Origin of the sequence: Pseudonocardia acidicola, from assembly GCF_012911935.1 — a bacterium.
In the GTDB taxonomy this organism is placed as follows: domain Bacteria; phylum Actinomycetota; class Actinomycetes; order Mycobacteriales; family Pseudonocardiaceae; genus Pseudonocardia; species Pseudonocardia acidicola.
Genome location: NZ_JAAXLA010000013.1, coordinates 15,066 through 35,099, shown reverse-complemented (window position 1 = coordinate 35,099; position 20,034 = coordinate 15,066). Strand labels below are relative to the sequence as shown.

At 72.5% G+C, this 20,034-nt stretch carries 16 protein-coding genes; 9 read left to right on the top strand and 7 right to left on the bottom strand.

Going from position 1 to position 20,034, the window contains the following annotated elements:
• Positions 1 to 80 precede the first annotated feature (80 nt).
• From HF526_RS09485 to HF526_RS37355, 6 genes are all read left to right on the top strand, one after another.
• The gene (locus HF526_RS09485; protein WP_338051381.1) at positions 81 to 2,480 is read left to right on the top strand and encodes a phosphoketolase family protein; all 2,400 of its coding nucleotides are present in this window, start codon (positions 81 to 83) and stop codon (positions 2,478 to 2,480) included.
• Positions 2,480 to 3,652: an acetate/propionate family kinase gene (locus tag HF526_RS09480; RefSeq protein WP_169380991.1), complete on the top strand. Its 1,173-nt coding sequence runs from the start codon at positions 2,480 to 2,482 to the stop codon at positions 3,650 to 3,652. Before HF526_RS09485 ends, HF526_RS09480 begins: the two co-directional genes overlap by 1 nt.
• Before the next feature lie 89 nt (positions 3,653 to 3,741).
• Positions 3,742 to 4,215 (top strand): universal stress protein, encoded by a 474-nt coding sequence (locus HF526_RS09475; protein WP_169380990.1) that lies wholly within the window; start codon positions 3,742 to 3,744, stop codon positions 4,213 to 4,215.
• A gap of 2 nt (positions 4,216 to 4,217) precedes the next feature.
• Complete coding sequence (locus tag HF526_RS09470; RefSeq protein ID WP_169380989.1) at positions 4,218 to 4,562, top strand: PLD nuclease N-terminal domain-containing protein; 345 nt, start codon at positions 4,218 to 4,220, stop codon at positions 4,560 to 4,562.
• Positions 4,559 to 5,482 carry a universal stress protein gene (locus HF526_RS09465; protein ID WP_169380988.1) on the top strand — a complete coding sequence of 308 codons (924 nt, stop codon included), beginning with the start codon at positions 4,559 to 4,561 and terminating at the stop codon, positions 5,480 to 5,482. The genes HF526_RS09470 and HF526_RS09465 overlap by 4 nt, the downstream gene beginning before the upstream one ends.
• Positions 5,483 to 5,484: 2 nt before the next feature.
• Positions 5,485 to 5,724 (top strand): DUF1918 domain-containing protein, encoded by a 240-nt coding sequence (locus tag HF526_RS37355; protein ID WP_169380987.1) that lies wholly within the window; start codon positions 5,485 to 5,487, stop codon positions 5,722 to 5,724.
• A gap of 48 nt (positions 5,725 to 5,772) precedes the next feature.
• Here HF526_RS37355 and HF526_RS09455 read toward each other — a convergent pair whose 3' ends face one another.
• A complete protein-coding gene (locus tag HF526_RS09455) occupies positions 5,773 to 6,006 on the bottom strand; it encodes a dsRBD fold-containing protein (protein WP_169380986.1) in 234 nt (77 codons plus the stop codon).
• A gap of 258 nt (positions 6,007 to 6,264) precedes the next feature.
• A complete protein-coding gene (locus HF526_RS09450; RefSeq protein WP_211176999.1) occupies positions 6,265 to 7,896 on the bottom strand; it encodes a sensor histidine kinase in 1,632 nt (543 codons plus the stop codon).
• Positions 7,897 to 8,378: 482 nt separating this feature from the next.
• On the opposite strand from HF526_RS09450, the gene HF526_RS09445 reads away from it, so the two are divergent.
• Together HF526_RS09445 and mgtA are read left to right on the top strand one after the other, a co-directional pair.
• Positions 8,379 to 9,173, top strand: coding sequence for a polysaccharide deacetylase family protein (locus tag HF526_RS09445; protein ID WP_169380984.1), 795 nt, complete (start codon positions 8,379 to 8,381; stop codon positions 9,171 to 9,173).
• Positions 9,174 to 9,211: 38 nt separating this feature from the next.
• Positions 9,212 to 11,803, top strand: a complete 2,592-nt coding sequence (gene mgtA, locus HF526_RS09440) for a magnesium-translocating P-type ATPase (RefSeq protein WP_169380983.1) — start codon at positions 9,212 to 9,214, stop codon at positions 11,801 to 11,803.
• 18 nt (positions 11,804 to 11,821) lie between these two features.
• Here the strand turns inward: mgtA and HF526_RS09435 are convergent, their stop codons facing one another.
• Positions 11,822 to 12,145: a proteasome activator gene (locus HF526_RS09435; RefSeq protein WP_169380982.1), complete on the bottom strand. Its 324-nt coding sequence runs from the start codon at positions 12,143 to 12,145 to the stop codon at positions 11,822 to 11,824.
• A 385-nt stretch (positions 12,146 to 12,530) separates the two neighbouring features.
• Here HF526_RS09435 and HF526_RS09430 point away from each other — a divergent pair, with 385 nt between their 5' ends.
• The gene (locus HF526_RS09430) at positions 12,531 to 13,049 is read left to right on the top strand and encodes a universal stress protein (protein ID WP_169380981.1); all 519 of its coding nucleotides are present in this window, start codon (positions 12,531 to 12,533) and stop codon (positions 13,047 to 13,049) included.
• A gap of 88 nt (positions 13,050 to 13,137) precedes the next feature.
• Here the strand turns inward: HF526_RS09430 and narI are convergent, their stop codons facing one another.
• Genes narI through HF526_RS09410 form a run of 4 tightly spaced genes read right to left on the bottom strand, consistent with a single transcriptional unit; the run spans position 13,138 to position 19,931 of the window.
• A complete protein-coding gene (gene narI, locus HF526_RS09425; RefSeq protein ID WP_169380980.1) occupies positions 13,138 to 13,863 on the bottom strand; it encodes a respiratory nitrate reductase subunit gamma in 726 nt (241 codons plus the stop codon).
• Positions 13,860 to 14,495, bottom strand: coding sequence for a nitrate reductase molybdenum cofactor assembly chaperone (narJ, locus tag HF526_RS09420; RefSeq protein ID WP_169380979.1), 636 nt, complete (start codon positions 14,493 to 14,495; stop codon positions 13,860 to 13,862). Before narJ ends, narI begins: the two co-directional genes overlap by 4 nt.
• Positions 14,492 to 16,207 (bottom strand): nitrate reductase subunit beta, encoded by a 1,716-nt coding sequence (gene narH, locus HF526_RS09415; RefSeq protein WP_169380978.1) that lies wholly within the window; start codon positions 16,205 to 16,207, stop codon positions 14,492 to 14,494. Before narH ends, narJ begins: the two co-directional genes overlap by 4 nt.
• A 1-nt stretch (position 16,208) precedes the next feature.
• Positions 16,209 to 19,931 carry a nitrate reductase subunit alpha gene (locus HF526_RS09410; protein WP_169380977.1) on the bottom strand — a complete coding sequence of 1,241 codons (3,723 nt, stop codon included), beginning with the start codon at positions 19,929 to 19,931 and terminating at the stop codon, positions 16,209 to 16,211.
• Positions 19,932 to 20,034 lie beyond the last annotated feature (103 nt).

Below are 20,034 nucleotides of genomic sequence, written 5' to 3'. Positions count from 1 at the left end.
GACGTTCGGCCCTCACCGCGACCGATCGGGGTCCGCAGACTCGGGGTGCCCGCGCCGCCCCAGCTTGTGGAGTCGATCCCGTGACCATCACCTCCGGTGCCCCGACGGCTGCCGCGTCCCGTCCGGCCGAACCGGAACTCGCCGCCGTGCACGACTGGTGGCGTGCCGCCAACTACCTCGCCGTGGGGCAGATCTACCTGCAGGACAACCCGCTGCTCACCGAACCGCTGGTCCCGGCCCACATCAAGCCGCGGTTGCTCGGGCACTGGGGGACCACCCCCGGGTTGACGTTCCTGTGGGCGCACCTGAACCGGGTGATCGCTCGCCGTGATCTCGAGGCGCTGTTCGTGACGGGCCCCGGGCACGGCGGCCCGGCGGTGGTGGCGACGGCGTGGCTGGAGGGCACCTACTCCGACCGGTTTCCCGCCGTCTCCCGTGACGCCGCCGGGATGCGCCGGTTGTTCCGGCAGTTCTCCTTCCCCGGCGGGATCCCCAGTCACGCCGCCCCCGAGACCCCGGGCTCGATCCACGAGGGCGGCGAGCTGGGTTACTCGCTGGCGCACGCCTACGGCGCCGCGATGGACAACCCGGATCTGCTGGTCGCCTGCGTGATCGGCGACGGGGAGGCCGAGACCGGCGCCCTGGCCACCTCCTGGCACGGCAACAAGTTCCTCGACCCGGCCACCGACGGCACCGTGCTGCCGATCCTGCACCTCAACGGCTGGAAGATCGCCAACCCGACCGTGCTCGCCCGGATCCCCGAGCGCGAGTTGCGGGCGCTGCTGGAGGGCTACGGCCACGAGCCGTACTTCTGCGACGTCACCGACGTCGAGGCCGGGGATCCGATGGCTGCGCACGCCCGGATGGCCGCGGTGTTCGACCGGGTCTTCGACGCGATCGAGCGCATCCGCTCCCGGGCCGCGCGCGGCGAGCCGACCGAGCGGCCCCGCTGGCCGGTCATCGTCCTGCGCAGCCCCAAGGGCTGGACCGGCCCGGCGCGGGTCGACGGCGTCCCGGTCGAGGGAACCTGGCGTTCCCACCAGTTGCCGCTGACCCGGGTGCGGGAGGATTCCGAACACCTGGCACTGCTGGAGCGGTGGCTGCGCTCCTACCGGGCCGACGAGCTGTTCGACGCCGCCGGCTGCCCGCGTCCCGAGCTGGACGCCACGCTGCCCCGGCCGGCGCGGCGGATGAGCGCGACTCCCTACGCGAACGGCGGGGAACTGCTGCGCCCGCTGCGGCTGCCCGAGCTGGGCGAGCACCTGCTCGACGTTCCCGCACCGGGTTCGGTGCGGGTGGGTGCCACCGGCGTGCTCGGCGGATGGATCCGGGACGTGATCACGGCGAACCCGGAGACGTTCCGGTTGTTCGGGCCGGATGAGGTGGCGTCGAACCGGTTGCAGGCGGTGTTCGAGGTGACCGACCGGGTCTTCGACGGCGAGCGGCGCCAGGGTGACGACCACCTGGCCGCGCGTGGCCGGGTACTGGAGGTGCTGTCCGAGCACCTGTGCGAGGGCTGGCTGGAGGGCTACCTGCTGACCGGCCGGCACGGGATCTTCACCTGCTACGAGGCGTTCATCCACATCGTCGACTCGATGCTGAACCAGCACGCGAAGTGGCTCAAGGTGAGCCGCGAGATCCCGTGGCGGCGCCCGATCGCGTCGCTGAACTACCTGCTGACCAGCCACGTGTGGCAGCAGGACCACAACGGCTTCTCCCACCAGGACCCGGGCTTCATCGACCACGTGGTCAACAAGAAGTCCGAGATCGTTCGGGTCTACCTGCCGCCGGACGCGAACACCCTGCTGGCGACGATGGACCACTGCATGGGCAGCCGCGACCGGATCAACGTGGTCGTCGCCGGCAAGCAGCCGGCCCCGCAGTGGCTCGACCCGGATGCGGCGGTCGCCCACACGCTGCGGGGCATCGGCATCTGGGACTGGGCGAGCAACGACGCCGGGACCGACCCCGACGTCGTGCTGGCCTGCTGCGGAGATGTGCCGACCGTGGAGACGCTCGCCGCGGTGACACTGCTGCGCCACCACCTGCCGCAGCTGCGCGTGCGCGTGGTCAACGTCGTCGACCTGATGCGCCTGCAGGATCCGCGCGAGCACCCGCACGGGCTGCCCGACCGCGAGTACGACGCGCTGTTCCCGCCGGGCACACCGACGATCATGGCGTTCCACGGCTACCCGTGGCTGATCCACCGGTTGACCTACCGGCGGGCCGACCACGACGACCTGCACGTCCGCGGCTACATCGAGAACGGCACCACGACGACGCCGTTCGACATGCTCATGCTCAACGATCTGGACCGCTTCCATCTCGCCGCCGACGTGATCGACCGGGTGCCCGGCCTCGGCGTCCGGCACGCGGCCCTGCGCCAGCACCTGCTCGACGAGCGGCTGCGCTGCCGCGCGCACACCCGCCGCACCGGGGAGGACGCCCCCGACATCGCGAACTGGGTCTGGCCGGGGTGATGCGCGTCCTGGTCGTCAACGCCGGATCGAGCAGCGTGAAGATCCGCCTGCTCGACGGCGACACGCTGGTCGACGGGGTCGACCTGGCCGCCGACCGCGGCCGGCCGGATCCCGCGGAGCTCACCGCCGCGCTGCGGCGGTTCGCGCCCGTCGACGCCGTCGGGCACCGGGTGGTGCACGGCGGGCGGATCTTCACGGCACCGGTGCCGGTGGACGACGCGGCCCGGCGCGCGTTGGCGGCGCTGGTACCGCTCGCCCCGCTGCACCAGGCGCCGGCGCTCGCTGCGCTCGACGCCACGTCGGCGCTGCTGCCCGGGGTGCCGGCGGTGGCCTGCTTCGACACCGCGTTCCACGCCGACCTGCCGGCCGCCGCGTCGACCTACGCGGTGCCGGCGCGCTGGCGGGACGAGTTCGGGGTGCGGCGATACGGGTTCCACGGTCTGGCCCACGAGTGGGCGGCGCGCCGGGCGGCCGCGCTGGTACCGAGCGCCCGGCGGGTGGTCGTGGCGCACCTGGGGTCGGGGGCGTCGCTGTGCGCGGCGGCGGTCGACCCTGCCGATGGCGCGGCCCGGGTCCGCTCGGCGGACACCACGATGGGCTTCACCCCGACCGCCGGCCTGGTGATGGGCACCCGCTGCGGCGACCTCGACCCGGCCGTGCCGCTGTGGATGGTCGAGCACGCGAGGCTGGCCGTCGCCGACGTGGCCCACGCGCTGGACCACGAGTCCGGGCTGCTCGGGCTGGCGGGGGATGCGGACATGCGCGCCGTGCTCGCCGCCGAGCGGGCGGGGCGGTCCGATGCCGCGCTCGCCGTCGAGGTGTGGCTGCACCGGCTCCGCGCCGGGATCGCCGCCATGGCCGCCTCCCTGGGCGGGCTGGACGTGCTGGTGTTCAGCGCCGGGATCGGCGAGCACCAGCCTGAACTGCGCCGCCGGGCGCTCGACGGGCTCGGCTTCCTCGGTCTCGGCCTGGACCCCGTGGCCGACGCGGCCGTCGGTGACGACGCGGATGCCGACGTCACAGCCGGCGGTGCGAGCGCCCGGACGCTGGTGGTGCACGCCCGCGAGGATCTGGTCATCGCCAGGGCGGTGCGCGCGGTGCTCGGCAGGCCGGCCGTCGCCGACGGGGCAGCTGCCCGCCTTCCCGGCGGCAGTGAACGCTCACGGGTCTGACCCGGGTCCCCATGTGCGGCGAGGCTGAGCAGGACGGGCTGCATCGGATGGCACACCGCACAGACAGGCACGTGGATGAGGTGGCGAACATGAACGCAACGCGTGGCCGGATCGTGGTCGGCGTGGACGGGTCGGCGGAGTCGCGGGCGGCCCTGGGGTACGCGGTCCGCGATGCAGCCCGGCGGAGCGCGCGGATGGAGGTCGTGTCGGCGTTCGACCTGCCGCCCTACTGGGCGGTCGCGTACGGCATGCGGGAACCGGCGGAGTCGCCGGAGGAGTTGCGAGAGGCCTTTCTGAAGGAGACGCAGCAACTGGTCGACGCGGTGGTCGCCGATGTGGGGCCGCCGGCCGGTTCCGTGCCGACCACGGTCGCGGCCGTGGCCGGCCATCCCGCACAGGTACTGGTCGATGCGGCCGAAGGAGCCGACGCGCTCGTGATCGGACACCGCGGGCACGGCGGGTTCCCCGGTCTCGCGCTCGGCTCGGTCGCCCTGCAATGTGTCCAGCACGCGACCTGTCCGGTGGTCGTCGTCCGGGCGCAGCCCCTGCCGGAGGAGCGGTGACGATGCCCGCCCGACGACAGCGATGGGGTGATCTGGACCCGCGGACCAGGCGGTGGATCGCGCTGCTCGTGCCGGTACAGCTGGGCCTGCTCGTGACTGCGTTGCTGGATCTGCGTCGTCGGTCTGCGACCGAGCTGACCGGGCCGAAGCCGGTGTGGGTGGCGGTGTGCTTCGTCAACATCGTGGGCCCGCTGACCTACTTCGTGTTCGGCCGCCGGCGCCGTCCGCCGGACGATATGTCCCGATCGCGCGGGCCTTGCGACCCACCGGCGCGGGACGAGAGCCGCTGCCTCCGCCCCGAGCGCAGTGGCAGCGTCGGGACCGACAGAGCTGAGGAGGGCCAATGACCGTTCAACAGGCAGCCCGCAGGGTTGTCGCGGGGGTCGACGGGTCGGAGTCGGCGTGCGAGGCCGTTCGGTGGGCGGCGGTTGAGGCCGCGTTGCGGAACGTGCCGTTGCGGCTGGTCAACGCCTTCGGCTGGATGACCACGGCACATCTCGGGGATCCGGGGCTGGGCGTGGCCTACCGCGAGGTGTTGCTGGAGGCGGCCCGCGATCAGCTCGGGGCCGCGGCCGCCGTGGCCCGCGCGGCCGCACCCGGGATCGAGATCGAGCAGGAGGTGCGCACCGGATATCCGGCTCCCGTGCTCACCGACGAGTCGAAGCGGACGCAGTTGCTCGTACTGGGCAGTCGTGGCCTGGGCGGGTTCACCGGGCTGCTGGTCGGTTCGGTGGCCGTGTCCGTCGCCGCGCACGCGTCGTGCCCGGTCGTGGTGGTCCGCGGACCGGTCTCCGACCGGCCGGCACCCGGTGCCGCCCCGGTGGTGGTCGGCGTGGACGGCTCGCCGATGAGCGAGGCGGCGCTGGCGTTCGCCTTCGACACGGCGGCGCTGCGCCGGGCACCGTTGATCGCGGTACACACGTGGCGAGACGTGATGCTCGACCCGACGATGGTGCCGCTGCTGGACTGGGACGCCATCGAGGCCGACGAACGGCTGGTGCTGGCGGAGCGGCTGGCGGGCTGGTCGGAGAAGTACCCCGACGTGGAGGTGCGTCGCCTGGTCACCCGCGACCGGCCGGCCCGGGCGCTGGTGGAGCAGTCGGGAGGTGCGCAGCTCGTGGTTGTCGGTGCCCGGGGCCGGGGCGGCTTCACCGGCCTGCTGCTGGGTTCGGTGAGCCAGGCGCTGCTGCGCCACTCGCGCTGCCCGGTCGCCGTCGTCAGGTCCGACGACGAGGGGGCCGCCGCAGGCGGCGCCGACGGACGGTAGCGGTGCGTGCTCACATCGGGGACTGGCTCGTTCTGCCTCCCGCACCGCACGAGCCGCACGGGCGCCGCGGCCAGGTCGTCGGGCTGGTGCACCCGGACGGTTCGCCGCCCTACCGGGTGCGCTGGCTCGACGACGACCACGTGACCGTGGTCTTTCCCCCTCCGTATGCCCACCTGCGATGTCCCCCGCCGGCTTCGCAGCAACCACCACCGGACGCCCGAGGCGCTGAGAAAGCGCGCTGACGCCACCTGCGACCCCCTGCCCGTGGCCGCGTGCGGCGCCGGTGCCCGCTAGAGCCCTTGGGTCACGGCGTTCAGCAGTCGGTAGCTCAGTTCGGACAGCGCACGGGCGGTCGCCAGCTCGCCCCCGATCGGTGGCCCCTCCCGCTCGGCGGGGTCCAGCCGTGCCATCCCGGTGCCGACGGCCCGGTCGTTGTCCCCGGTGCGCAGGCGGGCGACCGCACGGATGCAGCCGTCGTACTCGTCGATGTCGACGAGCACCGTCCACCGCTTCACATCGCTCACCTGCCCTCCGTCCGCTGCCGGCGGCCCGCAGGAGCCTGCTGGGTCCTGACGGCGAGCACAGCAGGCCGGTGGCGTCCCGCAGCAGGGTCGTCCGGGCCGACAAGTCCCGTCCGTTGCAGGGCTCCGTCCGGGACTCCGGACGAACCTCGAGAGCCGGCGCCGCCATCGGAATGATCACGACGGCCATTTCCTCGCCGCGACAGGGCCACCGGCGCCGCTTCCACACGACTGTGAGCTGTCTGTGCCGGCCCGACCGGCTCACCGGGTCGGGATCGACCAGGACAGGTGAGTGCCCTTCGGCTCGCGTGGGGTGAGGGTGAGGGTGCCGCCGTGGCGTTCGGCGCGGCGGCGCAGGTTGGCCAGGCCGCTGCGCCGGGTGGTGGATGCCATGCCGATGCCGTCGTCGCGGACGTCGAGGGTCAGCCGGTCGGGACGGGCGGTGACGTCCACCTCGGCGGAGCGGGCGTGGGCGTGCCGGGCGATGTTGCTCAGCGCCTCGCGCAGGACGGCGACGAGGTCCTCGGCGACGTCGTCGGGCACGGTGCCTTCCAGCGGGCCCGCGAATCGCACCGCGGGCTCGAATCCCAGTACCGGTGCCACGTCGCTGACCACGGCCAGCAACCCGCCGCGCAGGCCGGAGTCGGGCGACCCGGGCACGTGATGGAGGTGGAAGATGCTGGTGCGGATCTGGCTGATGGTGTCGTCGAGGTCTTTGACGGTGCCGAGGATGCGGTCGGCGGCCTTGCCCGGGCCGAGGCCCACGGCCACGCCCTGCAGCGACAGCCCGGCGGCGAACACCCGCTGGATGACGTGGTCGTGCAGGTCGGCCGCGATGCGCTCGCGCTCGTCGAGCATCGCCGCCCGCTGCCGCTCGGCGCGGGCTTCGGCGAGTTCCAGCGCGACGGAGGCCTGGTTGGCGAACCCGGCGGCCATGTCGAGGTCCTCGGCGCTGAACGCAGGCCGGCCGTGCAGCCGGGCTGTCGTGAGCACCCCGTGCACCCGGTCCGATCCCACGAGCGGCATCACCAGCACCGGGCCGACGTCCAGCGATCCCGACGCGACGGATGCCAGCCCGGGTTGCTCGCCCGGGCTGGTGACCCGCAGCGGCTTGCCGGTGCTGAACACCCGGCCGGACAGCGAGCCGTCCAGCGGTACGCGAACGCCGACCAGATCCTCGGCGGCGGCCCCGACCGCCACCTCGACACGAAGGTCCTCGCTGTCCTCGTCCGGCAGCATGACGGTGACCAGGTCGGCGTTCGCGATCTCGCGGCTGCGCTCGGCGATCAGCTGCAACGGTCGTTCCGTCTCGCCGGCGTCGTCGGTCCCGGCGGACAGCAGCCGCCTGGTGATCGAGGCCGAGGCGCGCAGCCACTCCCCGCGGCTGCGCGCGGCCTCGTAGAGCCGGGCATTGTCGATGGCCACCCCTGCCGTCGCCGCGAGCGCCTTGGCCAGTTCCTCGTCCTCCGCGGTGAACTCGCCCTCACCGGTCTTCTCGGTGAGATAGAGGTTGCCGAACACCTCGCTGCGGACCCGGATCGGCACCCCCAGGAAGCTGTGCATCGGCGGGTGGCCGGGTGGGAAGCCCGACGACCGCTCGTCACCGGCGATGCGGCGCAGCCGGATCGGTTCCGGGTCGTCGATCAGCGCCCCGAGCAACCCTTTCCCCTCGGGGAGATCCCCGATCCGCGCCACGGTCTCCGGGGGCATGCCGACGTGCACGAACTCGGCCAGACCCCCGTCGGGGGCGATGACGCCCAGCGCGGCGTAGCGGGCGCCCACCAGCTCGCGGGCCGCCTCCACGATCCGCCGCAACAGCACCCGCAGGGCCAGATCCCCGATGATCATCTGGTTGGCGTGCAGCAGCCCACGCAGCCGGCCCTGGGTGGCCATCACCTCCTGGGCGCGCTCGACCAACTGGCCGAGCAGCTGATCCAGCTCCAGGCGCGGCAGATCCGGAAACGTCAGCGCCCCATCTCGACCGGCATCGCTGTCGGCAGATCCTGCAGCGGGGTGACCGGGTGCCCCGGGCTCGGCCCGTCCGGCGTTCGCCGGTGGTCCTGAACTGGCGGAATCGGGGTTCACGGACATCCTCGGAGTGGAGCGACGGGCCGCGCCACGGTGCGGACAGGTCCGCCAGCCGTGGAGCCCAGGATCAGCGGCTGTGCCGCGACCTGCCATCCGAGTCAAACACACATCGCACCGCCGATGAAGTGCCGGCGGGACAGCCCGGGCCGAGGACGGCGCTGGTGGTCGCCGCGCTCGACAGCGGTCCTGCCGGTCTGCGCCGTCGCCGGGTTCCCGGGACGAAGGTCCCGGCGAGCAGGTTCTCACATACCTGCCGGGACGCCTGATCGCTACCTACCGTTCCCGGCATGTGTCGGTCCCGGACGGCCGTGGTGTTGCTGCCCCTGGTGCTGCTGGGTGCCTGCAGTTCGGCCCAGCGACCTGCGCCGCCCGGCCCCCCGTCGAGGGCTCCGGCTCCGACCCCGGCGCCGTCCACCCGGCCGCAGGCGGCAGCCCCGAACGTGCTGCCGTCCGCCTTGCGGGGGACCGAGTGGGACCGGTTGCCGACCGACCGCCGGGTCGTTGCTCTGACCTTCGACGCGGGCGCCAACGCCGACGCGGTCACGCCGATCCTGTCGGCCCTGGCCGCGGCGCACGCCCCGGCGACGTTCTTCCTCACCGGACAGTGGGTGCAGCGCTATCCCGAGCAGGCTCGCCGCATCGCCGCCGCCGGCTATCCGATCGGCAACCACACCCAGAGCCATCCGTCACTGCCGGGGCTCTCCGACGCCGGGATGGCCGCCCAGATCGCCGGGGCCGCCGCGGCGATCACCACGGTCACCGGACGCGATCCCCGGCCGCTGTTCCGCTTCCCGTACGGCGCCCGCAACGCGCATGCGATCGCGCTGGTCAACGCGGCCGGGCACGGCTCGATCTGGTGGACGGTCGACACCACCGGCTGGCTCGGCACCTCCGGGGGCATGAGCACCACCGCGGTGCTCGACCGGGCCCTGGCCGCGCTCGAGCCGGGGGAGATCGTGCTGATGCATGTCGGGTCGCACCCCACCGACCACTCCACTCTCGACGCCGACGCGTTGCCCGAGCTGATCCGACAGGTTCGCGCCCGCGGCTACGAGTTCGTCTCGGTGACCGAGTTCCTGTGACCACGCCGGACGTGCGGCAGGCCGCCCGTGTCGATGGCATGCCGGTTCAGGATGCGGCCGCACAGCGCCCGGAGGAGGTGCTGGCGGCTCTCGGCAGCAGCCGCGACGGGCTGCCGCCCGCTGAGGTCGCGGCGCGGCGGGCCGCAGTGGGCCCCAACGCGGTGCGCAGCCACCACGCGCGCGCGCTGCTGGTACTGGGCCGGCAGCTGCGCAGCGCGCTGCTGCTGTTGTTGCTGGTCACCGCCGTCATCTCGTTCTTCCTCGGCGAGCACACCGACGCCGTGATCATCGCGGTGATCCTCGCTGCGAGCGTGGGGCTGGGGTTCACCAACGAGTACCGCGCCGAGCGGGCCGCCGAGGCGCTGCACTCCGCGGTCCGGCACACGGTCGTGGCGGTGCGTGCCGGCGTGCCCGCCGAGGTGGACGTGACCGAGCTCGTGCCCGGCGACGTGGTGCGACTCGCGCTGGGCAGCGTGGTTCCCGCCGACCTTCGGCTCGTGGAGGTGGCCGGGCTGGAATGCGAGGAGAGCGTGCTCACCGGCGAGACCGCCGCTGCGGAGAAGGGCACCGACCCGGTGGCCGCAGGCACGGTGCTGGCCGAGCTGAGTTCGTGCGCGCTGATGGGCACCGTGGTGCGGTCGGGCAGCGGGATCGGTGTGGTGGTGGCGACGGGCGGGCGTGCGGAATTCGGCCGGATCGCACTCGGTCTGGGCGAGCGACAGCCCGAGACCGAGTTCCAGGGCGGGTTGCGCCGGTTCTCGGTGCTGTTGCTGCAGGTGGCCCTGGCGCTCACCACGTTCATCTTCGTGATCAACCTGGTGCTGGCCCGCCCGCTGCTCGACTCGCTGTTGTTCTCCCTCGCGATCGCCGTGGGGATCACCCCGCAGCTGCTGCCCGCGGTGGTGAGCACCAGCCTGGCCACCGGGTCCCGCCGGCTCGCCCAGCGCAAGGTCCTGGTCAAGCGGCTGGTGTGCATCGAGGACCTCGGCGACATGGACGTGCTGGTCACCGACAAGACCGGGACCCTCACCGAGGGCCGGATCGGCTTCGGCGCCGCCGTCGACCCGGCCGGCCAGCCGGCCGGCGACGTATTCCGGCTCGGCCTGCTCGCCACCGAGACCGACGGTGTCGCGGTGGGCGGGAACCCGATGGACACCGCGCTGTGGGAGGCGGCCGGCGAGCCTCCGCGGGGCTACCGGCGCCTCGGCACGGTGCCGTTCGACCACGAGCGGCGGATGACGACCGCGCTGGTGCAGGACCCCGACGCCGGGCGGCTGATCGTCACCAAGGGCGCGCCGGAGTCGGTGCTGGCTCGATGCAGTGCGGTGCCACCGGAGGCGGCCGCGACGCTGCAGGCCCGGTTCGCCGCGGGTGGCCGGGTCGTCGCCGTGGCGAGCCGCCCGGCGCCGGGGTGCACCACGATCGGGACCGCCGACGAGTACGACCTGACCCTGGCCGGGTTCCTCGTGTTCGTCGACCGGCCCAAGGCCGACGCCGGCGACGCACTGCGCAGGCTCGCCGAGCTCGGTGTGACGGTCAAGATCGCTACCGGGGACAACCCGCTGGTCGCGGAGAAGGTGTGCGCCGAGCTCGGCCTGAGCTCCGGCGGCACGCTGACCGGCAGCGACATCGAGACGATGGACGACGACACGCTCGTCGGCGCCGCCGGGTCCGCGACGATCTTCGCGCGGGTCTCACCGGAGCAGAAGGCCCGGTTGATCCGGCTGCTGCGCCGGCGCGGGCGCGACGTGGGCTTCCTCGGCGACGGGGTGAACGACGCGCTCGCGTTGCACGCCGCGGACGTCGGGCTGTCCGTCGACACCGCCACCGACGTGGCCAAGGACGCCGCCGACGTGCTGCTGCTGGAGAAGGACCTCGGCGTGCTGGCCGGTGGTGTCGCCGAAGGCAGACGGATCTTCGCCAACACGATCAAGTACGTCTTGATGGGCACGTCGAGCAACTTCGGGAACATGTTCAGCGCCGCGAGCGCGGCGGCGGTGCTGCCGTTCCTGCCGATGCTGCCCTCGCAGATCCTGCTCAACAACCTGCTCTACGACGCCGGCCAGCTCGCGATCCCCACCGACCGCGTCGACGCCGAGCAACTGCGGGCGCCCTCGCACTGGGACCTGCACATGATCCGCCGGTTCATGCTGTTCTTCGGCCCGATCAGCTCGCTGTTCGACTTCGTCACCTTCGGGATCATGCTCGGGATCCTCCACGCCGGTCCGGACCTGTTCCGCTCCGGCTGGTTCGTCGAGTCACTGGCCACGCAGACGCTGGTGATCTTCGCGATCCGCACTCGCCGGGTGCCGTTCCTGCGCAGCAGACCCAGTGGGGCGCTGCTGGGCGCGGCGCTGGTCGTGGTCGTGGTGGGCATCGTGCTGCCGCTCTCCCCGCCGGCCGGGATGCTCGGGTTCCAGCCGCTGCCGATCGGCTTCTTCCTCGCCCTCGTCGCGATGGTCGTCGCCTACCTGGTGCTGATCGAACTGGCCAAGCGGGTGTTCTTCGCCGAGCGTCCCGCCGCGCCGCCGGTGCCGCGGCATCGCGGAGTTCGGCACCGGGTGCACCGCCGGGCCAGCCGGTTCACCCACGCCGGGCCTATCGGCGGTCCTGTCCGCGACCGCCGATAGGCCCCGGGAATCGGCCTGTCAGGCGTGCCCGTCGCCGAGCGCGTCGGCGAAGGCCGCGCCGGCGAACACACCCTCCAGCCAGCCGACCAGCTGCGCCTGCATGATCCGCAGCTCGGCCCCGGAAGCGGGGCGCCCGGGTTCGGGCGGTCGCGCGAGCCGGTCCAGCTCGCCGCGCAGTTCGGTGGGCAGCCGGTCGCGCACCTCGCCCAGCGCGCGACTGTGCACGTCGCGGAGCCGGTCGCGGCCGGGCCCGTCGAGCGGAGCGGTGTGCATTTCCTCCAGCAGTTGGGCGACCATGCTGCCCAGCCGGGTCAGCGTGGCGGGGTCGGCCGGGCGGCTCATCGGGCGCTCCGGCGGGGTACCTGCACGGGAGTCGACGCGGCGGTCACCGGATCGGGCCCGGCCGGTTCGCTCGTCTCCGGTGCAGGTTCGGACATGGCTCTCTCCTCGGCTCGTGACCCGTTCGAATCTGACCGCGTCCCGCACTGCGGGTCGCGAGGCGATGGCCCTCGATCTCGGTGTCGCGCGATGGGCGGCACGGGTCGTTCGTCTCTTCCGTTCGTCGCCGATGAGTCCAACGTGGGCGGGAGTCCGCGGTACCGGTGGCGGACCGGGACCACGGGCCTTCCTCCGTGGGGCTTTATGCCCGTCGCATCCCGCTGGCCCGGTCGGCAGCGTGGGTGGGGAGCCGGCAGCGGGCCGGGCGCCGGATGTGGGGGAGGACGATGTGGACGATCGGGCCACGATCGTGGTGGGAGTGGACGGATCGGCGGAGTCCCGAGCGGCACTCGCCTACGCGATGGAGGAAGCCGGCCGCCGGGACGCGCAGGTCAGGGCCGTGAGCGTGTTCCAGCCCCCGGAGTACTGGGCGGTGGTCTACGGGACACCTGTCGCCGGGACGACGGCGCTGCCGACGCTCGAGCAGGTCACGACTGACGTCGAGCAGCGTGTTCGGCGCACGGTCCGGGAGGTCGTCGCGGAGCAGGGCGCGGAGGTGGCGGGGGTGCCCGTCGACGTGCCGGCGCTGACCGGTTCCCCGGCGAGGGTGCTGCTCGAGCAGGCCCGGCGCGCGGCTCTGCTCGTGGTCGGGCATCGCGGTCGTGGTGGGTTCGCCGGCGCGGTGCTGGGGTCGGTGGGTCTGCAGTGCATGCCGCACGCGCCCTGTCCGGTCACCGTCGTCCGGCCGGTCCCGCGGCCCGCGGCGGACGGGAGCCCGGCTGTCGCGGCGCTGCCGCTGGCCACATGAGCGCACCACTGCGATGGTCGACCGGCGCGCTGGCCGTGCTGGCCACCGCCGCGTCGGTCACCGGGCTGCTGCGGCCTTCTCCGGAGCGTCAGATCCGTTCCCAGCCGCGGCGTGCCGGGCGCGCGGCCGGTCCGCGCTGGCGTGATCGGTAGACGATGTAGGGCCGGAACAGGTAGCCGACCGGCGCGGTGAACGCGTGGACCAGCCGGGTGAACGGCCAGATCGTGAACAGCAGCATGCCGATGAGGGTGTGCAGCTGGAACGCCGGCCCGGCCGCGCTCATCGCGGCGACGTCGGGCTGCAGCACGAACAGCGAGCGGAACCACGGTGCGACCGACAGCCGGTAGTTGTGCTGCTCACCGCCCGCCGCGCCGAGCAGCGTCGTCGCGAGCCCGGCGACGATGGCTGCGACGAGCACGACGTACATCAGCTTGTCGTTGCGCGTGGTGGCCATGAAGACCGGGCCGGTGGTGCGCCGCCGGTAGATCAGGATCCCGATACCGACCAGCGTGCAGAACCCGGCGATGCCGCCGAGCAGCAGTGCCTGCACGTGGTAGGCCTGCTGGCTCAGCCCGGCCGCGTCGGTCCAGCTCTTCGGAATGATCAGGCCGATGACGTGCCCGATGATCACCACGAGGAGCCCGAAGTGGAACAGTGGGCTGCCGATACGCAGCAGTCGTGACTCGTGGAGTTCCGACGACCGGGTGGTCCAGCCGAACTTGTCGTAGCGGTAGCGCCAGATCGTGCCGCTGACGAGCACCACGACCATGACGTAGGGCAGCACGCCCCACAGCAGCACGCCCGGCCAGCTCATCGGTGCCCTCCGGTCGGCGCCGGTGAGAACGGCGCGAGCTCCAGTCCGACCTGCTCCCGCGGCGGGCCGCTGCGTGCAATCGCCTTCGCCGTGGCGACATCGGCCGGCGACGGTCCCGGCAGCAGCGCGCAGACCGCCTCGACGGGCGCCGCGTACGGGGTGCCCACGTCGAGCAGCGCCAGGCGCAGCAACTCGATGCCCGCCCGGTTCTCCTGCAGCAGGGCAAGCCCGTCGGCGAGGTCGGCGGTGGCGGCGAACTCGAGTACCACCGGCAGGAAGTCGGGCAGCTCGCTGCTCTCGAGCTCGGCCCCGGCGGCCCGGTAGCGAGCCTTAAGCGCGGCGAGCGCACCGCCCCGGCGCCGGGTCTCGCCGTCGGTCCACCAGGTCAGGTACAGGCAACAACGCCGCCGGGTGTCGAACACCTCGACGTAGTGCTGCGCCAGCTCGCCGGACGGGGTGGCCGCGGCGGAGTCGAGGAAGGCGCCCAGCCGTTCCCGTGGTCTGGCCTCGGGCAGTGCCTCGACCGCGTCCCGGACGAGCGGGAGCGTCGCCAGCACGACGTCGTCGGGGTACTGCAGGCACACCGAGGCCGCCTGCAGCACGGTCCTGCGGGCTTGCCGGCCGTCGTTCATGGCGCGCCCTCGTCGGGCTCGGCCGCCCGCGTCGCCCCGTCCGCGGCCGGTGGCGCCTCCCGCCGCGGCGGGAACAGCCCCGGGGGGCGGCCCTTGCCGTCCCAGTTCAGCAGGTTGATCCGCGCGCCCCGGTCGCCCGGATCGGCGATGCGGTCGCTGGTCTGCCGGTCGCGCAGCGCGTGGAACGTCTCCACCGACACCGGCAGCGGACGCCCCGAGGCCTCGCCGAACGGGCCGCTGCCGACCATGCCCGGCCCGCCGTCGACGTCGAGGCTGCAGCCGAGCTCCTCGAGTTGGTGGGCTTCGCCCTCGTAGGCGGTCGGGATGACGTAGCGCTCCTCGTACTTCGCGATGGCCAGCAGCCGGTACATCTCGATGACCTCTGCGCCGGTCATCCCGACGGCCGCCGCGATCGACTCGTCGCGCGGCCGGTCCAGCGTCACGTCCCGCATGTAGGAACGCATCGTGGCCAGCTTCTGCAACACGCTGCGCACCGGCTCGGGGTCGCCCGCGGTGAACAGCTCGGCCAGGTACTCGACCGGGATGCGCAGGGCGTCGATCGCGCCGAACAGATTGCCCGCGTCCTCGCCGTCGTGGCCGGTCTCGGTGAGGCGGTCGACCACCGGGGACAGCGGCGGGATGTACCAGACCATGGGCATCGTGCGGAACTCCGGGTGCAGCGGCAGCGCGACCCGGTAGGTCTTGGCCAGCCGGTACACGGGGGAACGGCGGGCCGCCTCCAGCCAGTCCTCGGCGATGCCGTCGCGGCGCGCGGCCGCGGTCACCTCGGGGTCGGCCGGGTCGAGCAGCAGGTCGAGCTGGGCCTCGTAGAGGTCCTGCTCGTCGGCGACCGAGGCCGCCGCGGTGACCCGGTCGGCGTCGTAGAGGAACAGCCCGATGTAGCGCAGCCGCCCCACACAGGTCTCGCTGCACACGGTCGGCAGCCCGACCTCCACCCGCGGGTAGCAGAACGTGCACTTCTCGGCCTTGCCGGTGCGGTGGTTGAAGTAGACCTTCTTGTAGGGGCAGCCGGTCACGCACATCCGCCAGCCGCGGCACCGGTCCTGGTCGACCAGCACGATGCCGTCCTCGGCCCGCTTGTACATCGCCCCGGACGGGCACGACGCCACGCAGGACGGGTTGAGGCAGTGTTCGCAGATGCGCGGCAGGAAGAACATGAAGGCCTGCTCGTAGGAGAACTTCACCTTCTCCGCCGACTCTGCGCGCAGGTGTTCGACGATGGGATCGCGCGGCCCGTGTTCGGGGGCGCCGCCGAGGTCGTCGTCCCAGTTGGCGCTCCACTCGACGGCCATCGGCTCACCGGAGATCAGCGACTTCGGCCGGGCGACGGGGAAGTCGTCGCCCAGCGGGGCATCGGTGAGGTTCTCGTAGTCGTAGGTCCACGGCTCGTAGTAGTCGCGGATGTTGGGCAGGACGGGGTTGGCGAAGATCGTGAGCAGCTTCTTGAACCGGCCTCCCGCCTTGAGCCGCAGTCGCCCGCGGCGGTTGCGCACCCAGCCGCCCTTCCAGGTCTCCTGGTCGGAGAACCGGCGCGGGTAGCCCTGCCCGGGGCGGGTCTCCACGTTGTTGAACCAGACGTACTCGACGCCGCTGCGGTTGGTCCACGCCTGTTTGCACGTCACCGAACAGGTGTGACAGCCGATGCACTTGTCGAGGTTCATGACCATGCCCATCTGGGCCATCACGCGCATGTCAGTACTCGACCTTCTGGCTCGTACGGCGCCGGACGACGGTGACCTCGTCGCGCTGGTTCCCCGTCGGCCCGAGATAGTTGAACGCGAAGGACAGCTGGGCGTAGCCGCCGATGAGATGGGTCGGCTTGACCAGGATCCGGGTCAGCGAGTTGTGGATGCCGCCGCGGCGGCCGGTCGCCTCCGACTTCGGTACGTCTACCACCCGCTCCTGCGCGTGGTAGACGAACACCGTCCCGGCCGGCAGGCGGTGCGTGACGATCGCCCGCGCGACCAGGACGCCGTTGCGGTTCACCGCCTCGACCCAGTCGTTGTCGCGCACCCCGATCGCCGCGGCGTCGGCCTCGCTCATCCACACCGTGGGGCCGCCGCGGGACAGCGACAGCATGAACAGGTTGTCCTGGTACTCCGAGTGGATCGACCACTTCGAGTGCGGTGTCAGGTAGCGGACCGTCACCGAGGCGCCGTCCTCGGGGCGCTCGCCGGGGCGGGGTTCGCCGAACAGCCGGTGCATGTCCAGCGGGACGCGGTAGATCGGCAGCGTCTCGCCCATCTCGTGCATCCAGTCGTGGTCGAGCAGGAAGTGCATCCGCCCGGTGAGGGTGTGCCAGGGCTTGTCACGCTCGACGTTGACCGTGAACGGGGCATACCGGCGCCCGCCGGTCTCGCTGCCCGACCACTCCGGGCTGGTGATCACCGGTACCGGCCGGGCCTGGGTGTCGGCGAACCCGACGCGCTTGTCCTCGCTGCCCTCGGCGAGATCGACCAGCTTGGTGCCGGTGCGCCGCTCCAGCTGCCGGAATCCCTGCACGGCGAGCCGACCGTTCGTCGTCGCCGACAGCGCGAGGATGGCCTCGGCCATCTTCGCGTCGGTGTCGATCGCCGGGCGGCCGTCCCCGGCTCCGCCGAACATCACCCCGTTCTTCGCCGCCAGGTAGGCGATCTCCTCGTCCGGCTGGTAGGTGATCCCCTTCGTCGTCATTCCGAGCCGGTCGAGCAGCGGTCCGACGGCGGCCATCTTGTCGGCGACGGCCGGGTAGTCGCGCTCGACGACGACGAAGTTCGGCATCGTGCGACCGGGGTCCGGTTCGACCTCACCGGCGCGCCAGTCCAGGACGCGGCCGCCCGGCTGCGCGGTCTCGCCCGGTGTGTCGTGCTGCAGCGGCACGGCGACGACGTCGCGGCGCACCCCGAGGTGGGTGCGGGCGAGCTCGCTGAACCGGCGGGCGATGGCGGCGAAGGCGTCGAAGTCGGTCCGGGACTCGAACGGCGGGTCGATCGCCGGGTTGAACGCGTGCACGAACGGATGCATGTCCGTGGTGTTCAGGTCGTGCTTCTCGTACCAGGTCGCTGCCGGCAGGACGATGTCGGAGAGCAGCGTCGAGCTCGTCATCCGGAAGTCCAGCGACAGCAGCAGGTCGAGCTTGCCCTGCGGCGGGTCGCCGTCGCGCCAGGTGACGTCGCGGGGCCGGCGCTCGGCCGGGGCCTGCTCGGCCATCAGGTTGTTGTGCGTGCCGAGCAGGTGCTTGAGGAAGTACTCGTCGCCCTTGGCCGAGGAGCCGAGCAGGTTCGCCCGCCACAGGGTGAGACACCGCGGCCAGTTCTGCGGCGCGTCCGGATCCTCGATCGCGAACCTCAGCTTCTCCTCGCGCAGCTGGGCGACGACGTGGGCCGGGACCTCCTGGCCCGCGGCGGCGGCCTCGTCGGCCACGTCGAGCGGGTTGCGGTCGAACTGCGGATAGGACGGCATCCAACCCAGCCGCGCGGACAGCGCGATGGTGTCCATGGTGTGCATGCCTGCGAGCCGGCCCTGCGCCAGCGGGGAGGTGAGCGCGTCGGCGCGGTAGCCGTCGTAGCGCCACTGGTCGGTGTGGGTGTACCAGTACGCCGTCCCGATCATCTGCCGCGGCGGGCGCTGCCAGTCGGTGGCCATCGCCATCGTCGCCCAGCCGGTGACCGGCCGGCACTTCTCCTGACCGACGTAGTGCGCCCAGCCGCCGCCGTTGCGGCCCATCGACCCGGTGAGCAGGAGCAGCGCGAGTACCGCGCGGTAAGTGGCGTCACCGTGGAACCACTGGCAGATGCCCGCCCCCATGATGATCATGGTGCGGCCGTGCGACTCCTCGGCGTTGGCGGCCATCTCTCGGGCCACCCGGACGACCTGCCCGGCCGGCACCGACGTGATCGCCTCCTGCCAGGCCGGGGTGTACGGCTCGGCCGGGTCGCCGTAGCCGGTGGGCCACCGGCCGGGCAGCCCGTCACGGTGGACGCCGTACTGGGCGAGCATCAGGTCGAACACCGTGGTGACCAGCCGCCCGCCGATCCGGCGCACCGGCACACCGCGGCGCAGCACCCCGCCGGTGCCGTCGAGCGCGTCGAAGCGGGGCAGCAGCACCTCCGTGGTCTCGCCGCCGAGCACGGTGAGCTGCGGGGCGACGTCACCCAGGTCGAGGTTCCACCGCCCGGCGCCGGACTCGGTGTAGCGGAACCCCAGTGAGCCGTTCGGCACGACCGGCTCGCCGGTGCGCCCGTCGAGCAGCGCGGTCTTCCAGGCCGCGCCCTCACCGGTGTCGCCGAGATCGGCGGCGGTGAGGAACTTCCCGGGCACGTGCCCGCCGTCGCGTTCCTCGAGCGTCACGAGGAACGGCAGGTCGGTGAAGCGCTGCACGTAGTCGACGAAGAACGGCACCCGCCGGTCGACGAAGAACTCCTTCAGCATGACGTGGCCCATGGCCATGGCCAGCGCCCCGTCGGTGCCCGGCTGCGCGGGCAGCCAGGTGTCGGCGAACTTGGTGTTGTCGGCGTAGTCGGGCGAGACGACGACGACCTTCTGCCCCTTGTAGCGCGCCTCGGCCATCCAGTGCGCGTCAGGCGTGCGGGTGACCGGGACGTTGGAGCCCCACATCAGCAGGTAGGTGGCGTTCCACCAGTCCCCGGACTCCGGGACGTCGGTCTGGTCGCCGAACACCTGCGGCGAGGCCACCGGCAGGTCGGCGTACCAGTCGTAGAACGACGTCATCGCGCCGCCGATCAGCGCGATGAACCGCGAGCCCGCCGCGTGGCTGACCATCGACATGGCCGGGATCGGGGAGAAGCCCGCGATCCGGTCCGGGCCGTAGGTCTTGATCGTGTGCACGTGCGCGGCCGCCACGATCTCCACGGCCTCGTCCCAGGACACCCGCACGTGCCCGCCCTTGCCGCGCGCGGACTGGTAGCGGCGGCGCTTGTCCGCATCGCCGGTGACCTCGGCCCACGCAGCCACCGGATCGCCGAGCCGGGATTTCGCCTCGCGGTACATCGCGACCAGGACGCCGCGGGCGTAGGGATAGCGCACCCGGGTGGGGGAGTAGGTGTACCAGGAGAAAGCCGCACCCCGCGGGCAGCCGCGTGGCTCGTACTCCGGGGAGTCCGGCCCGACCGACGGGTAGTCGGTCTGCTGGGTCTCCCAGGTGATGATGCCGTCCTTGACGTAGACCTTCCACGAGCACGAGCCCGTGCAGTTCACCCCGTGCGTGGAGCGCACCACCTTGTCGTGGCTCCACCGGTCCCGGTAGAACACGTCGCCCTCGCGGCCGCCCTCGCGGAACACCGCACGCAGATCGTCCGAGGTCTCCCGGCGGGTGAAGAACCGCCCGGTCCGCAGCAGCGCATCGGCGGCAGGTCCGTCGGTCGCGCTCCGTGGAGCGGCTGCCCGCCCATCGCCTGTCTCCGCGTCGAGAGCCATGGCCGCGTCCTTTCGCAGCAGACCGCCCTCACCGACCCTGGCATTCGGATCCGGGCAGAGCAATGTCGAAGGTCCCGCGGAAGGGAAACGAAAGGTCTCTGCC

Coding starts and splice junctions, on each gene's coding strand:
- HF526_RS09465 (WP_169380988.1), top strand. CDS start 4,559: ATGACCGTTCAACAGGCAGCCCGCAGGGTTGTCGCGGGGGTCGACGGG.
- HF526_RS09410 (WP_169380977.1), bottom strand. CDS start 19,931: ATGGCTCTCGACGCGGAGACAGGCGATGGGCGGGCAGCCGCTCCACGG.
- HF526_RS09470 (WP_169380989.1), top strand. CDS start 4,218: ATGCCCGCCCGACGACAGCGATGGGGTGATCTGGACCCGCGGACCAGG.
- HF526_RS09435 (WP_169380982.1), bottom strand. CDS start 12,145: ATGAGCCGCCCGGCCGACCCCGCCACGCTGACCCGGCTGGGCAGCATG.
- HF526_RS09475 (WP_169380990.1), top strand. CDS start 3,742: ATGAACGCAACGCGTGGCCGGATCGTGGTCGGCGTGGACGGGTCGGCG.
- narJ (WP_169380979.1), bottom strand. CDS start 14,495: ATGAACGACGGCCGGCAAGCCCGCAGGACCGTGCTGCAGGCGGCCTCG.
- narI (WP_169380980.1), bottom strand. CDS start 13,863: ATGAGCTGGCCGGGCGTGCTGCTGTGGGGCGTGCTGCCCTACGTCATG.
- HF526_RS09450 (WP_211176999.1), bottom strand. CDS start 7,896: ATGGCCACCCAGGGCCGGCTGCGTGGGCTGCTGCACGCCAACCAGATG.
- HF526_RS09480 (WP_169380991.1), top strand. CDS start 2,480: ATGCGCGTCCTGGTCGTCAACGCCGGATCGAGCAGCGTGAAGATCCGC.
- mgtA (WP_169380983.1), top strand. CDS start 9,212: ATGCCGGTTCAGGATGCGGCCGCACAGCGCCCGGAGGAGGTGCTGGCG.
- HF526_RS09445 (WP_169380984.1), top strand. CDS start 8,379: ATGTGTCGGTCCCGGACGGCCGTGGTGTTGCTGCCCCTGGTGCTGCTG.
- narH (WP_169380978.1), bottom strand. CDS start 16,207: ATGCGCGTGATGGCCCAGATGGGCATGGTCATGAACCTCGACAAGTGC.